Source organism: Pseudomonas sp. 14P_8.1_Bac3, from assembly GCF_025466085.1.
Lineage (GTDB): Bacteria > Pseudomonadota > Gammaproteobacteria > Pseudomonadales > Pseudomonadaceae > Aquipseudomonas.
In genome coordinates this window covers 109,910-123,879 of the sequence record NZ_JANLOD010000055.1, presented here as the reverse complement: position 1 = coordinate 123,879, position 13,970 = coordinate 109,910, and the positions used below count along the sequence as shown (strand labels likewise).

At 59.6% G+C, this 13,970-nt stretch carries 17 protein-coding genes; 10 read left to right on the top strand and 7 right to left on the bottom strand.

Features of this window, described 5'->3' with window-relative positions; translation table 11 throughout:
• Positions 1–58 precede the first annotated feature (58 nt).
• The 3 genes from NTD84_RS18110 to NTD84_RS18100 all read left to right on the top strand — a co-directional run bounded on the left by NTD84_RS18110 (position 59) and on the right by NTD84_RS18100 (position 1,292).
• Positions 59–757 (top strand): AzlC family ABC transporter permease, encoded by a 699-nt coding sequence (locus tag NTD84_RS18110; protein WP_262168085.1) that lies wholly within the window; start codon positions 59–61, stop codon positions 755–757.
• Positions 757–1,068, top strand: coding sequence for an AzlD domain-containing protein (locus tag NTD84_RS18105; protein WP_262168198.1), 312 nt, complete (start codon positions 757–759; stop codon positions 1,066–1,068). Before NTD84_RS18110 ends, NTD84_RS18105 begins: the two co-directional genes overlap by 1 nt.
• 65 nt (positions 1,069–1,133) lie before the next feature.
• Complete coding sequence (locus NTD84_RS18100) at positions 1,134–1,292, top strand: hypothetical protein (protein WP_262168083.1); 159 nt, start codon at positions 1,134–1,136, stop codon at positions 1,290–1,292.
• A gap of 160 nt (positions 1,293–1,452) precedes the next feature.
• Here NTD84_RS18100 and NTD84_RS18095 read toward each other — a convergent pair whose 3' ends face one another.
• From NTD84_RS18095 to NTD84_RS18080, 4 genes are all read right to left on the bottom strand, one after another.
• Entirely contained in the window at positions 1,453–1,725 is a 273-nt protein-coding gene (locus tag NTD84_RS18095; protein ID WP_262168081.1) for a hypothetical protein, read from the bottom strand.
• Between the two features lie 348 nt (positions 1,726–2,073).
• Positions 2,074–2,787 (bottom strand): ABC transporter ATP-binding protein, encoded by a 714-nt coding sequence (locus NTD84_RS18090; RefSeq protein ID WP_262168079.1) that lies wholly within the window; start codon positions 2,785–2,787, stop codon positions 2,074–2,076.
• A 3-nt stretch (positions 2,788–2,790) separates the two neighbouring features.
• Positions 2,791–3,633, bottom strand: a complete 843-nt coding sequence (locus tag NTD84_RS18085) for an ABC transporter permease (RefSeq protein ID WP_262168078.1) — start codon at positions 3,631–3,633, stop codon at positions 2,791–2,793.
• 20 nt (positions 3,634–3,653) lie between these two features.
• The gene (locus NTD84_RS18080; protein ID WP_262168077.1) at positions 3,654–4,640 is read right to left on the bottom strand and encodes an aliphatic sulfonate ABC transporter substrate-binding protein; all 987 of its coding nucleotides are present in this window, start codon (positions 4,638–4,640) and stop codon (positions 3,654–3,656) included.
• A gap of 296 nt (positions 4,641–4,936) precedes the next feature.
• Between NTD84_RS18080 and NTD84_RS18075 the strand changes: the two genes are divergently transcribed.
• The 3 genes from NTD84_RS18075 (at position 4,937) to NTD84_RS18065 (ending at position 7,236) form a co-directional block, all read left to right on the top strand.
• Positions 4,937–5,884, top strand: coding sequence for an ABC transporter substrate-binding protein (locus NTD84_RS18075; RefSeq protein ID WP_262168075.1), 948 nt, complete (start codon positions 4,937–4,939; stop codon positions 5,882–5,884).
• 91 nt (positions 5,885–5,975) lie between these two features.
• Positions 5,976–6,875: a polysaccharide deacetylase family protein gene (locus NTD84_RS18070; protein ID WP_262168073.1), complete on the top strand. Its 900-nt coding sequence runs from the start codon at positions 5,976–5,978 to the stop codon at positions 6,873–6,875.
• A gap of 118 nt (positions 6,876–6,993) precedes the next feature.
• Positions 6,994–7,236, top strand: coding sequence for a DUF1652 domain-containing protein (locus tag NTD84_RS18065; RefSeq protein ID WP_262168072.1), 243 nt, complete (start codon positions 6,994–6,996; stop codon positions 7,234–7,236).
• Here NTD84_RS18065 and NTD84_RS18060 read toward each other — a convergent pair.
• The gene (locus tag NTD84_RS18060; RefSeq protein ID WP_262168070.1) at positions 7,233–8,117 is read right to left on the bottom strand and encodes a LysR family transcriptional regulator; all 885 of its coding nucleotides are present in this window, start codon (positions 8,115–8,117) and stop codon (positions 7,233–7,235) included. The genes NTD84_RS18065 and NTD84_RS18060 overlap by 4 nt on opposite strands.
• Before the next feature lie 127 nt (positions 8,118–8,244).
• Here NTD84_RS18060 and NTD84_RS18055 point away from each other — a divergent pair, with 127 nt between their 5' ends.
• The 4 genes from NTD84_RS18055 (at position 8,245) to NTD84_RS18040 (ending at position 11,720) form a co-directional block, all read left to right on the top strand.
• Entirely contained in the window at positions 8,245–9,393 is a 1,149-nt protein-coding gene (locus tag NTD84_RS18055; protein ID WP_262168068.1) for a muconate cycloisomerase family protein, read from the top strand.
• Positions 9,394–9,403: 10 nt separating this feature from the next.
• Positions 9,404–9,694, top strand: a complete 291-nt coding sequence (catC, locus tag NTD84_RS18050) for a muconolactone Delta-isomerase (protein ID WP_262168067.1) — start codon at positions 9,404–9,406, stop codon at positions 9,692–9,694.
• Between the two features lie 55 nt (positions 9,695–9,749).
• Positions 9,750–10,679, top strand: a complete 930-nt coding sequence (catA, locus tag NTD84_RS18045; protein ID WP_262168065.1) for a catechol 1,2-dioxygenase — start codon at positions 9,750–9,752, stop codon at positions 10,677–10,679.
• A gap of 81 nt (positions 10,680–10,760) precedes the next feature.
• Positions 10,761–11,720, top strand: a complete 960-nt coding sequence (locus NTD84_RS18040) for an AraC family transcriptional regulator (protein ID WP_315975569.1) — start codon at positions 10,761–10,763, stop codon at positions 11,718–11,720.
• Positions 11,721–11,843: 123 nt separating this feature from the next.
• On the opposite strand, the gene NTD84_RS18035 is transcribed toward NTD84_RS18040, so the two are convergent.
• Together NTD84_RS18035 and NTD84_RS18030 are read right to left on the bottom strand one after the other, a co-directional pair.
• Positions 11,844–12,227 (bottom strand): hypothetical protein, encoded by a 384-nt coding sequence (locus tag NTD84_RS18035; RefSeq protein WP_262168062.1) that lies wholly within the window; start codon positions 12,225–12,227, stop codon positions 11,844–11,846.
• Complete coding sequence (locus NTD84_RS18030; RefSeq protein ID WP_262168060.1) at positions 12,224–13,681, bottom strand: hypothetical protein; 1,458 nt, start codon at positions 13,679–13,681, stop codon at positions 12,224–12,226. The genes NTD84_RS18035 and NTD84_RS18030 overlap by 4 nt, the downstream gene beginning before the upstream one ends.
• Between the last annotated feature and the right edge of the window lie 289 nt (positions 13,682–13,970).

The window sequence follows — 13,970 nt, the reverse complement described above, 5'->3', positions numbered from 1 at the left end:
AAGCCATCGGCGGCTACTGCTGGCACAGTCGGAGGTCTTTCCCAGGTTGTAGAGCGTTATGTCCAATTCACTTTTGCCGCGCAGCGCGTTTCTTCGCGGTGCCGCGGCGATCATGCCGTTGTCCCTGGCGACCGCGCCGTGGGGGTTGCTCGCCGGTTCCATGGCCATCGAAGCCAATCTCACGCCGCTGCAAGGCCAGGGCTTGTCGAGCATCGTGTTTGCCGGTGCGGCGCAACTGGTGGCGATCGGCATGCTCAAGGGCGGGGCCGGGATCTTTTCCATTCTGCTGACCACCTTGCTGCTGACGTCCCAGCACCTGCTGTACGGGATGAGCATGCGTTCAGTGATTTCGCCGCTGCCGGGTCGCTGGCGCGTGGGGTTGGGATTTTTGCTCACCGACGAGTTGTTTGCCCTGACCAGCCAGCATGACAAGCAGCAGTTCAACCGCTGGTACGCGCTGGGTGTGGGCCTGACGTTCTACATCGCCTGGAACCTCTTCACCCTGGCCGGTATCGTGCTGGGCACCAGCATTCCGGGGTTGGAGCACCTGGGGCTGGACTTCTCCATCGCAGCGACGTTCATCGCCCTGATCACCCCGGTGGTGCGCAACGTGCCGACGGTGGTGTGCGTGGCGGTGTCGCTGTTCTGTTCGGTGTTGTTCAGTTACTGGCAATGGGGCTCGGCGCTGGTGCTGTCAGGGTTGGCGGGCATGAGCGCGGGTTTCGTCTGCAACAAATTCTACGGTGGACGCATATGATGGTCTGGGCAGTGATTATCGGTATGGGGATCCTGGTGTTCCTCAACCGCTATGTGTTTCTCGAACCGCGCCTGCCGCTGCGGCTGAGCAGCAATGCCCGGCAGTTTCTCGGTTTCGCCGTGCCGGGCATGCTCACGGCGATTTGCGGACCGATCGTGTTCATGCCGGACAAACAGCTGAACCTGCACTGGGACAATCCGTACCTGATCAGTTCGCTGGTGGCGGTGGGCCTGGTGCTGTACACCCGCAACACATTGCTCAGTATGTTGTTGAGCATGGGGTTTTTCTTTTTACTGCGTTGGTGGCTCTGAGCCGGGCGGTCGAAACTGTTCTACGCTTAAAGCTGATGACTGATCCCTTAGGAAGAGAGGTGAGCATGGCAACTGACCCACAGCGTCCGGATCTGGATGACGACGAGGATGAACCGACGGAAGAAGAGATCGAGCGGCAGAAGCGTTCGTCGCCGACCTGGAAGCGCCCCGACGACGGCAAGGAACTGTCAGATCGTGACCAGGAATTTCCGTTGAAACCCTGAACACAACAAAGCCCCGCTACACGCATCCCCCTGTAGGAGCGAGCTTGCTCGCGATGGACGCCAGAACGCCGCGTTTCTTCAGGAAACCCGCGTTACCGTTAACGTTCATCGCGAGCAAGCTCGCTCTTACAGGGTGAGGCATATAGCGGGGCTTTGCGTTTCAAGCGTCGTCCAGCTGTAATACATCGGGGTGCGACGCCCGATAGCCGAGCGTCTTGTCGATCCAGGCATTCAACTCGTTGACCATCACCGGATGTTTGCCCGGATAGTGTTTGAGGGCTGCACGCAGGATGCCGTCGATTCCCGGAATTGATCGAAGATTCCGCGTTTTTATGTATTGTTCGATAAAACAGTCCAGCCGATAGTGTTCTGTCGTCGAAAGATAAACACACTCCAGACCAACGACTTGATCAATTGCAAAATCGTCGCGCATTGAGTTCTCTGCAAGGCTTGTAGTAGTAGGGATTTCCTTAGTTATTGACTCTTTGGTCAACTGGGCGGCGCCATGGAAATGCGGCGCGCATGCTAGCTGTAGTTATTCTAAATGTATGTATGACGATCAAATTGTCAGACAAGCGGTTGACGCATCAAAACGCCATGTTTCGCCAAGTGTTTCTTGGGTGAAACAGTGCCTGTAACGTTGCAGTTATTAAGCTAGAGCGGCAGGTGTGAAATACGACGGTATTTTTGTTGGAATTGATAAGGGTGGCGTCTTTGCGGACGCCATCGCCGGCAAGCCAGTTCTGCTAGTCGTGAAGTTTGCAGCAATACAGGCGGGCGGTCAGATCACATGCGCCCGCTGCAACTCGGTCAACGACAACGCTTTCAATTGCGCCAGCAGCGGGTCGCGACGGTCGCGGGGATGCGCCAGTTGCACGGCCAGTTCCTGACGAATGCTGCTGGGGCGATTGTCCATGACCAATACCCGGTCACTGAGGTACAGCGCTTCATCGACGTCGTGGGTCACCAGCAACAGAGCAATGGCGTGACGTTCCGCCAGTTGTAGCAGCAAGTCCTGCAGTTTCATCCGGGTGAAGGCGTCCACGGCGCTGAAGGGTTCGTCGAGTAGCAGCACAGCGGGCCGCGAATAAAGACCACGCGCAATCGCGACCCGTTGCGCCATACCGCCGGACAGCGCTTTGGGCAAGGCATCGGCGAAACCACTCAGGCCGACTTCATCGATCAGTTGCGTTACCCAGGCCTTGTCGTAACGACTGTCGGCACTGAAGCCGATGTTTTGCTCCACGGTCAGCCACGGCATCAGCCGCGGTTCCTGGAACACGAAGGCGATTTCCCCGGCGCGGCTGTCGAGCTCACCCTGAAAATCCTTCTCCAGTCCGGCGACGATCCGCAATAACGTGCTCTTGCCGCAACCGCTTGGCCCCAGCAGGCTGACGGTTTCCCTTGGCTGCAATTGCAGGTGGATATTCTGCAGCACGGTAGTGGTGGCGAAGGTTTTGCGCTCGACGTGAATATCCAGCAGGTGTCCGGTCATGGCTCAATCCTCCGCCCGTTGGCCGTTGAAGGTGTCGCGCCAGGCCAGGAAGCGTTTCTCCAGGCCGGCCAGGATGCCGTCGCTGAGTTTGCCCAGCAGCGCCAGCACGATAATCGCCGCGAGCACGATGTCTGGACGCGATGTTTCGCGCCCGTCACTGAGCAGGTAACCCAGGCCCTTGGTTGCTGCGATCAGCTCCGCTGCCACCAGAAACATCCACGCCAGGCTCATGCCGCTGCGCAGTCCGGTGAACAGGCCGGGCAGGGCGGCTGGCAGCAAAATCCGCCGCACCAGGCGCAAGCGACTGAAGCCATACATCTGCCCGACTTCCACCAGTTTGCGGTCGATGTCGCGGATCGCCGAGACGCCATTGAGGTACACCGGAAAGAAGGCGCCGATGGCGATCAGGACGATTTTCGAGGTTTCGTCGATGCCCAGCCACAGCAGCAACAGCGGCACCCAGGCCAGGCTCGGGATCGAACGTAGGCCGGCAAACGTCGGTTCCAGCCAGGCTTCGGCTTCGCGGCTCAAACCGACCCAGGCGGCAAATACCAGGGCTAGGCTGGCGCCGATGGCGAAACCGAGCAGCACCCGCAACAGACTGGCGCTGATGTGCTTCCACAGCGCGCCTTCGGCGAGGTCGCGCAGGGTCAGGGCAATTTCACTGGGAGCCGGCATCTGGTAGGACGGCAGCCAACCGACCCGTACGACGAATTCCAGCACCAGCAGGATCAGCACCGGCAGGGCCAGGCCCTTGAGGCGCAGACGCCAGGCGTCGCTGAGCGAAAACGTGGCGCGCCGGGGCGCCGGCAGTTCGAGGGGCAGGTGTTTGCTTTTGCTGGTCATGAGGGTCTCAAGGTTCGCTTTTATTGACGGGCCACGGTTTCCTTGAAGCCGGTGTCGATCAACTGATCGATCACTTGATCGACGTTCACGCCCCGTTTGACCAACTCCTCCGAGACCAGGATCGGCGCGGCCGCCTTCGACGCAATCACATCCTTGGCCGTCAATTGCGGGCTGCTCAGGTCTGTGCGCGACAGTTGCAGCTTGGCCACTTCCAGCGGCAGGCCGGATTCGGTGGCAAGCAGTTGCGCCAGTTCATCGGGGTTTTTCACCGCCCACTCGCGGGCCTGTTCGTAGGCCTTCAGCACGGTCTCGATGGCTTGCGGATGCTCTTTGGCATAGGTGTCGGTGACGCTGACCACGCCATAGCTGTTGAAATCGGTGTTGCGATACAGCAGGCGCGAGCCGGCCTGAACCTGGCTCGCGGCCATGTGCGGATCGAGACCGGCCCAGGCGTCGACGTCACCTTTTTCCAGCGCCGTGCGGCCATCGGGATGTTGCAGATGCACCAGTTCCACGTCGTCCTTGCTCAGGCCGGCTTTCTGCAGGCTGCGCAAGGTAAACAGGTACGGGTCGGTGCCTTTGGTGGCGGCGATCTTTTTGCCTTTCAGGTCAGCGACGGTCTGGTAGGGCGAGTCCTTGCGCACCACCAGCGCGGTCCATTCGGCGCGGCTGTAGACGTAGACCGATTTGATCGGGCTGCCATTGGCGCGGCTGAGCACGGCGGCGAGGCTGGCAGAGGATGCGAAGTCGACGCCGCCGCTGTTGAGGTATTCCAGCGAGCGGTTGCTGCCCTGGCTCAACACCCAGCTGACTTTGGTCTGGGGCAGGGCCTTCTCCAGAAAACCGAAGTGCTTGAGCACCAGGCTGACCGGCGAGTAATAGGCGTAGTCGAGGTGCACTTCAGCCGGCGGCGTTTCAGCGGCCTGCGCCAAGGGTTGCAGGCTCAAGGCCAGGGCGCAGGCGCTCAGCAGATACCTGACGGCGGGAAAACGGACGGTGGACTTCATGGGATCGGCTCCGGCAAGGCGTTGATAGACTTATGTCTTAAAAATCATTTTTTATGGAATGTTCCTGCATAAAAGGAATATTGCAGGCTCTGTGCCATATCAGCGATTTCGTGGGTTTATCAGGCGTTCGCGCGGGTCTGGATGCGCCGGAAGTGTTGCCTGGCAGACACTCTGACCGACCACTGTTGCTGAGCGAACAGTGCGGGCTGACCGTCATGAGCTTATGCATAAATAGAATTTAAAAAGCGTCCTGTAAGAGCGTTATGGTCTATGCCATTCACTCTCGAGGAGCCCCGATGAACCTGTCCCGATTTGTCCGCAGTCTATTGACCAGCGCACTGTTTGCCGCGCCATTGGCCTACGCCGCCGAACCTGTAGTCCTGCATGTCGGCGACCAGAATTACTACAACGTGCGTGCCTCGGTGGAGGCCTCGGGTGTGCTGCAAGGGGCACCCTATACCGTAGACTGGAAGCACTTCCAGGCCGCTGCGCCGCTGGCTGAAGCGCTGAATACCGGCGCGCTGGACCTGGGCTTTCTTGGCGATTCGGGCTTTCTGTTTCTCGCCGCCAAGCAGGCGCCGGTGAAGCTGATCGGGGTCTCCCGGCAGAACCCGGACACCATCGCCTTGCTGGTGCCCAAGGACTCGCCGGTCAAAACCATCGCCGACCTCAAGGGCAAGAAAGTCGCCTACTGGCCCGGTGCCTGGAGTCAGCAACTGACCTTGCGCGCCCTGGAAAAAGCCGACCTGCCGGAGAATTACGTCGACTTCATCAAACTGATGCCGATCGATGCCGCCGCCGCGCTGCCACAGGGCAGCATCGATGCCTTCCCGGTCTGGGAACCGTACATTTCCCAGCAGATCCTGTTTTCCGGCGCGCGGCCGATCCTTACCGCGAAAAACCTGATGCCCGGTCTCAGCGCCATCGCCGCGTCGACACCTTCGATCGACAGCAAGCGTGAAGCCATTGCCGACTTCCTGGTGCGCCTGAAAAAGGCCCGCGCCTGGGTCGACAATAACACCGACGAATACGCCGATCTGTGGGCGAAGAAGGCCAACCTGGACCAGAACGTCTCGCGCCACTGGCTGCGTCAGGCGCACATGACCGTCGGCCCGGTGGACGCGCAGGCGGCCAAGGATCTGCAGAGCACCGCGGACTTTCTGTTCAAGGTCAAGGCGCTGCCGACAGAGCTGGCGACTGCGCCGATCATCGATAACTCGTTCCAGCAGGCTTTTGCCGAGTAACCGGCGCAGCACCGGAACCAAAACTGTGTACCCTGATCCAACCCGCGCCCGCACCTTTGTGCGGGCTTAACGGTCTGGCCCGGGGCACACCATGAAACAGCTGTTCAAGGTTTTCTGCACACTTGCTATTGCCGTCGGGCTGGCGGGTTGCATCGCCGCTCCCATCGACCTGACGCAGCAGACTGAACAGCGGCTGCGCGCGCAGGCACCGATCCGTTTTCTGCTGACGTTCGATGACGGCCCCAGCGCCTCGAGTTTCTGGAATCCAACGATGACCGTGCTCGATAGCCTGGCGAGCAACCCGGTGCAACCGAACCTCAAAGCGGTGTTCTTCGTGCAGACCGGCGCGCCACGGGCGGGGGACAGCGACATCGGCCGTGAGGTCATGCGCCGCGAGCACGCCGACGGGCAGGTCCTGGGTTTCCACACGGCCACGCACTGGCACACCAATCATCGCTCCCTGAGCCCGGAGGCGCTGGAGCAATCGCTGAACAAGGGCATTGCGGACATCGCCGCGATCACCGGCACGCCGCCGACCCTGGTGCGGCCGCCATTCTGGAATTACGACAAACGGGTGTTCGCCGCCTACCAACAGCACGGCCTGCACGTGTTGCTGACCGACCTGAGCGCCAACGACGGCAAGATCTGGGGCTTCAACGGCAGCCCGCGGCGTCGGGCAAATATGCTGCGGCAGTTGTCGGAAGTGCGAGAGCGCATTGCGTTGGGCGAATTGCCGACTGTGGACGGGGTGATCCCGGTGGTGGTGACTTTCCACGACCTCAACCGCTACACCGCCCGGCACGCCCGGGAGTACCTGCAAATTCTCCTGGACAGTGCGCAGGCGACAGGTTTGACAACCGCGCAGAAGCCGTTTTATGACGATCAGGCCGCGTTGCAACGGGCGGCGTTGGCTCGTACGGTGCGAGACAGCTCACAACCGGTGAAGCTGCCGGGGATCTGGAACTGGATCTGGGATGGCGACGCGCATTAAAGCCCATCAAAAATGAGCGCTGGATCACGCTTTTTATCGGTGGTCGGTGGCACAGAACCGAAAAAGCGCAGCTATTCTGAACCGTTGAATCCGATCAGCCGCGACGGAGGCGTCCTTCATGGTTTCAGTTCCAGAACTTTGCCGCATTGTGGAGTCCGGTTTTCAACCTTTGTCCTGCGCCTGCACGGTGAACCCCGACGGGTCGCTGCGGATCAAGGTCTTCGAGCGTGCCACCGGCCGGATCGACCTGTTGCTCACCGGCGTTTCCCCGGCACAACTGACCAGCGTGCGCGCCATCTCCAACCTGATCGGCGAGCTGCGCACGGAAATGCGCGCCGGGCGCCGGGCGTTTGCCGGTTAGTCCCGCGGCAACAACTCATCGATCATCCGCAAACAATGATTCAACCCGGGCGACACATCGCCCACGCGACGGCTGAGAATGATCGGCGAGGTCGCGTTGTCCTCCAGCAGCGGGGTGAAACCAATGTCATCGCGGTGCAGCAGCTGCACCGAGGCCGGCACCAGGGTTACGCCAATACCCGCGCCCACCAGGCCGATGGCGGTTTGCAGTTCGTTGGTCCATTGCGCTACATGGATGCTCACACCAGAGGACTCGAACAAGGCAATCACATGATCGGCATAACTGGGCCGCGGGTTGCCGGGGTAGAGCACGAAGGGTTCTTTGGCCAGATCGCGCAGGCTGATCGGCGCGCCTAACAGAGGATGGCCAGCGGGCAGGGCGGCGACCAAGCGGTCCTCGGTCAACACGGTCTGGATGATCGCCGGGTCGTCGATGCGAATCCGGCCGAAGCCGATATCGATCCGCCCGGCCTTGAGCGCCTGGACTTGTTGCAGCGTGGTCAATTCCGAAAGCCCCAGTTCCAGCTCCAGCGGCTCGCCACTGCGCAAACGCCGAATCAGTTCGGGCAGCACGCCATACAGGGTCGAGGGCGCAAAACCGATCCCTAGCCAGGTCTTTTCACCCAGTCCGATCCGCCGCGTGTTGTCGCAGACCTTGCTCAATTGCTCGAGCAGCGCAGTGGAGTGCTCATGGAAAAACCGTCCGGCATCCGTCAGCTTCAGCGGCCGACCGCGCTCCAGCAGCAACACCCCGAGTTCGTCCTCCAACTGCTGAATCTGCCGGCTCAGCGGCGGCTGGGCGATGTGCAGCAGCTCCGCGGCGCGGGTGAAGTTGAGGGTTTGAGCCAGCACCTGAAAATACCGCAGGTGACGTAATTCCATGGAGCCTCCGCGAACAAAACAATTGCATACCTTTAAGGTATCAAGTCAGACCAATTCTATATTGGCTTCCTTAAAAAAGCCGTACCAGAATCGGTTGCAGAACTTTAAGAACCTGACGGGTATCGACATGCTTGCAACAGCCATTGAATCGATCGAGACGATCATCGTCGATTTGCCGACCATCCGCCCGCACAAGCTGGCGATGCACACCATGCAGAACCAGACCCTGGTGATCATTCGTGTGCGCTGCGCCGACGGCATCGAAGGTATCGGCGAATCCACCACCATCGGTGGCCTGGCCTACGGCGGCGAAAGCCCGGACAGCATCAAGACCAACATCGACCGTCACTTCGCGCCGCTGCTGCTCGGCCAGGACAGCGCCAATGTGAACGCGGCGATGTTGCGCCTGGAGCGCAGCCTCCGCGGCAACACCTTCGCCAAATCAGGTATCGAAACCGCCTTGCTCGACGCCCAGGGCAAGCGCCTCGGCCTGCCGGTCAGCGAACTGCTCGGCGGCCGGGTTCGCGACGCGCTGTCGGTGGCCTGGACCCTGGCCAGCGGCGACACCGAAAAGGACATCGCCGAAGCGGAAAAAATGCTCGACCTGCGCCGTCACCGCATCTTCAAACTGAAAATCGGCGCCGGCGAAGTCAACCGCGACCTGGCCCACGTCATTGCGATCAAGAAAGCCCTGGGCGATCGTGCCAGTGTGCGGGTCGATGTCAATCAGGCCTGGGACGAAGCGGTTGCATTGCGTGCCTGCCGGATCCTCGGCAGCAACGGTATCGACCTGATCGAACAGCCGATTTCGCGCAACAACCGCATGGGCATGGTGCGCCTGAACATGACGAGTCCGGCGCCGATCATGGCCGATGAATCCATCGAGTGCGTGGAAGACGCGTTCAACTTGGCCCGCGAAGGCGCGGCTTCAGTGTTTGCCCTGAAGATCGCCAAGAACGGCGGCCCGCGCGCCGTATTGCGAACGGCCTCGATCGCCGAAGCGGCCGGGATTGGTTTGTACGGTGGCACCATGCTCGAAGGTGGCATTGGCACCATGGCGGCGGCCCAGGCGTTCATCACCTTGAACAAACTGGCATGGGACACCGAGCTGTTCGGCCCGTTGCTGCTCACCGAAGACATTCTCAGCGAACCGCTGGAGTATCGCGATTTCGAACTGCACGTGCCGAAAACCCCCGGCCTGGGCCTGAGCCTCGACGAAGAGCGCCTGGCGTTCTTCCGTCGCGACAAGACTTCTACTGCCGTCCATTTAGCCTGAGGAGAGCGATATGCTGTTCCACGTAAAAATGACCGTGAACCTGCCGGTCGACATGAACCCGGAAACGGCCAGCAAGCTCAAGGCCGACGAAAAAGCCCTGGCCCAGCGCCTGCAAGAGCAAGGCAAATGGCGCCATCTGTGGCGCATCGCCGGGCACTACGCCAATTACAGCGTGTTCGACGTCGACAGCGTCCAGGAACTGCATGACCTGCTGATGCAATTGCCGTTGTTTCCGTACATGGCCATCGATATCGACGCGATGTGCCGGCATCCTTCTTCCATTCGTGACGATGACCGCTGAGCCCAGCCTGCCCAGCGCGCTACGCCAATAATTACAAGATGAGGAACCCAGCAAAATGAACGTCAAGATTTCCCACACTGCCAGTGCCCAGAAATTTCTCGAAGAGGCCAGCGGCCTGCTGAACGACGGCGGCAACCCGCGGGTCAAGGCGCTGATCTATCGCATCCTGCGCGACTCGGTGAACATCATCGAAGACCTCGCCGTGACCCCTGAAGAGTTCTGGAAAGCCGTCAACTACCTCAACGTGCTGGGTGCGCGTCAGGAAGCCGGCCTCGTGGTGGCCGGGCTCGGCCTGGAACATTACCTGGACCTGCTGATGGACGCGGAAGACGAGCAGGCCGGCAAATCCGGCGGCACGCCGCGGACCATCGAAGGCCCGCTGTACGTGGCGGGTGCGCCATTGTCCCAGGGAGAAGCGCGTCTGGATGATGGCGTTGATCCGGGTGTGACCCTGTTCATGCAGGGCCGCGTGTTCAACACCGCCGGTGAACCGCTGGCCGGTGCGGTGGTGGACGTCTGGCACGCCAACACCGGTGGCACTTACTCGTACTTCGATACCACGCAATCGGAGTTCAACCTGCGTCGCCGCATCGTTACCGACGCCGAAGGCCGCTACCGCTTCCGCAGCATCGTGCCGTCGGGCTACGGTTGCCCACCGGACGGTCCGACCCAGCAACTGCTCGATCAACTGGGCCGTCATGGCCAGCGTCCGGCGCACATCCACTTCTTCATCTCGGCAGCGGATCATCGTCACCTGACCACCCAGATCAACCTCGACGGCGATCAGTACCTGCACGACGACTTTGCCTACGCCACCCGTGACGAGTTGATCGCCCGGATCACTTTCAGCGAAGATCAGGCGCGTGCGAAGGCTTATGGCGTGACTGGACGTTTTGCCGAGATCGACTTCGATTTCACCTTGCAGTCGACAGCCCAGCCAGAAGAGCAGCAGCGTCACGAACGGGTTCGCGCCCTGGAAGACTGACCACCGCAACCCCCTGTAGGAGCAGGCTCGCTCCTACAGGGGCAGTTGGACGTAGCCCATTACAACAACGAGAGTGCCCCGATCATGCAAGCGCAACTGTTGAGTCAGCGCAGCGCCGTATTCGACCATGCCGACCCGTATGCGGTGTCCGGCTACGTCAATCAGCATGTCGGTAATCATTGCATCGTGATGCCTCGGGCCGGGCGTCCGCTGGCCAGTCTCAATCACCGAAAATTCGCCAGCCTCGACCTGTGCCGCATCAGTTATGGCGCTGCAGTTCGCGTCACCTCCGGCGCGCTGGAAAACGTCTATCACCTGCAAGTGCTGCTGCGTGGCAACTGCCTGTGGCGCGGCCACGGACAGGAACATTACTTCGCCCCCGGTGAATTGCTGCTGATCAATCCCGACGATCCGGTGGACCTGACGTACTCCGACGATTGCGAAAAATTCATCCTCAAAGTCCCGACGTCGTTGCTTGAATCGGTCTGCAACGAGCAGCGCTGGCGCTATCCGGGGCAGGGCGTACGGTTCCTGGAGAACCGTTACCAGCTCAACGCGCTGGAAGGGTTTGTCGGCCTGCTGGCGATGATCTGTCAGGAAGCCGAGGCCCGCGATCCGATGCCCAAGGTGCAGGAGCACTACGCGCAGATCATCGTCAGCAAGATGCTCAGCCTGATGCAGACCAATGTCAGCCGTATCAGCCTTGGTTCACAGACGGCCACGTTCGAAGTCATCGCCGATTACATCGCCCGTCATCTCAAGCAGGACATTGGCAGCGAAGAGCTGGCGCGCCAGGCGCAAATGAGCCTGCGTTCGCTCTACAGCCTGTTCGAGCGCAACGCCGGCACCACGCCGAAAAACTACATCCGGCAGAAACGCCTGGAACGCATCAACGCCTGCCTGAGTGACCCGACTTGCAATGTGCGCAACGTCACTGAAGTGGCGATGGATTATGGCTTTGTGCATTTGGGGCGTTTTGCCGAGAGTTATCGCAAGCAGTTTGGGGAATTGCCGTCGAATACGATTAAGCGGCGCTCTTGACATTCCGATGATCCTCACCTGTGTCTGGTGAAAAACGTTTCCCGTGGGGCGGGCCGTAGAAAAGGTGCGCTAACATCATGTCCAACTTTGCTCCAGACTGGATTATTGAACGTCAGCAGGCAGCTAATACAACAGACCGGATTCATCAATTACATAAAGTGCAAACATCAAGGACACAAGTGATACGAGAACCCATTGCATAGTTATCAGTCTGCGCTTCAGTGGGGTGGGAATAGCTTGAAGATCTTTTCGGCTTAATTGCCCATTTTTCAAATAAAGAAAAGGAAATGTGACGTAGCTGGTTATTCCGCCGATCAACATGATTTTCCCCCAAACCCCTCCGTATCTCAGCGCAGACAGCGTTTTGACTCCAAGGCTGTTCGGAAAAAGGCGCAAAAGAATTTCAATTTTTTTATTTGCCACATATAACGCCACTCCGAACCAGATAAAAGCACAGACAAGAACGAATAAACCCAAGTATGCGACGACAACTCTGCTGGTATTCATTTCGTACTCTCGTAGATAACTTCTCCCGCTTTTTCAAAAAAGTTAGCTCCGGCTGCACCAGCCGCGTAAGTTCCTGTGCCGACTACCAATACTCCGCATACCAGACCAGCAGTTCCACCCGTTGGCACGGAAAGCGCTACGCATATGCTGCTTACAAGCGGCGCCGAAAACATCGCTCCAACAGCCACGCCGCCGGCAATCCCACCTAAAAAGCTCCCGCCTTCAGTAAACTTCACTTTCTCACAAGCCTCTGCATCGCCTTCTGCACAAACACCCTTGACCTTGACCGCCGAAGCCCCACCCCCCACCGCCGTACCAATCCAGCCACCATATTTCACATACTTCGCCGCCTTCGAAACGCCCGCGATATGCGTGGCGTAGCCCGGGATCCGTCCGGGGGCGCCGGCTTTTCTCCAGCGATGCACAAGGCTTTTGGTCGATATGCCCAGTAATGCCTTTAGATTGGGATGATCGGGGAAGCCAATGCTCTGCTTTGTCAGTTTGGTGAGGTGAGTATCCAATTGAGATAACAAGCGTTTACGTTCTGAAAAGAACTCGGGCGAGTTCAAGCGACCATTGGCCTCAAAAGTTCGCCTATGCAAATGCTCGATCTCCCGCAGGACGCCGCTCACGTCGTCCAGGTTCTTCGAGAACATGGACAGTCCGACACTGGCACCGAGTGAGCCCTTGGATAGAAAGAGGGCGATCTCATCGTAATGGCGCGCCATGAAATCGGCTTCATCCGGGCTGAGAGGCTCCAGGGCTCTATTCACCTTATCCGCCGCCTGCATCAACAGCGCATCTTCGAAACTACAGCGAGGATTGTTCGGGTCGCTGAGCACAATCATCGTCCCGGCTTTCACTTGATCCAGATTTGGATTAAGGGCGTGGAACTTGGCGATGACGGCGGGGGAGGCCGATGTGAATAGCTGTGCTTCGAGTTTGTCGGCCGTCGTGGTTCTGGGGACGATGTAGAACCCCGGGTCTTCCAGTGGCACTTCCGGCGGCCAGCGTTCACGGGGGAAAAATTTCAAGTCGGCGACAGGGTGCGGTGAGGCGTCTACGCCGCGGGATGCCTTGAGATGCTGCGCATGAACATGGCGCAGCAGTCGCTGCGGGTCAGGCTTCAACACCGGTTGTTTGAGTGTCGAGGTGGGCGCTTTCTTCACCTGGTCAGGTATTGCGCCCTGAGCTTTTCGTGTCAGCGCCTGTGACTGACTGAGCAGATTGCGCTGCTCCTGCAGCAGCGCCTGTAGGCCTTGCTCCGGCGTCTTATGGCCTCGGGCAACATCGTCGGCGATGCGTTTTGCGTAGCTGGCCACTTCCCGGTTGAATTGCTCCCGCGCCATGCCGTCGGCGATATGACGAGCGCTGATCGTGCGGCCTTGGCCGATCAGTTTGCCGGCGGCGCTGTTGACATCCCAGAGGTCACGACGGTCCGGATGATTGGCCATAGAACGCACTCCTTGTATTCAGGCGGGCAGTCTAGGGCAGAACGTTTTGTGTTTATGTAGGCCGAGGTGTAGGTCATTTCCGAAAATGAACAGTGGAAGAATGATCAGCGCGAAACCCCTGTAGGAGCGAGCTTGCTCCTACAGGGGCCGTGTCGTGACCAGGCCTGTGGCGGCGCCACATGACGCTGCACGGTTTTCCGGCCCCCCGAAAACGGTTTGCACAAAACGGATACAGGTCTGCACTCAGCGGATAGTCCGCCCCAGCCTCTCGTCCTAGCATGGCCCTGCC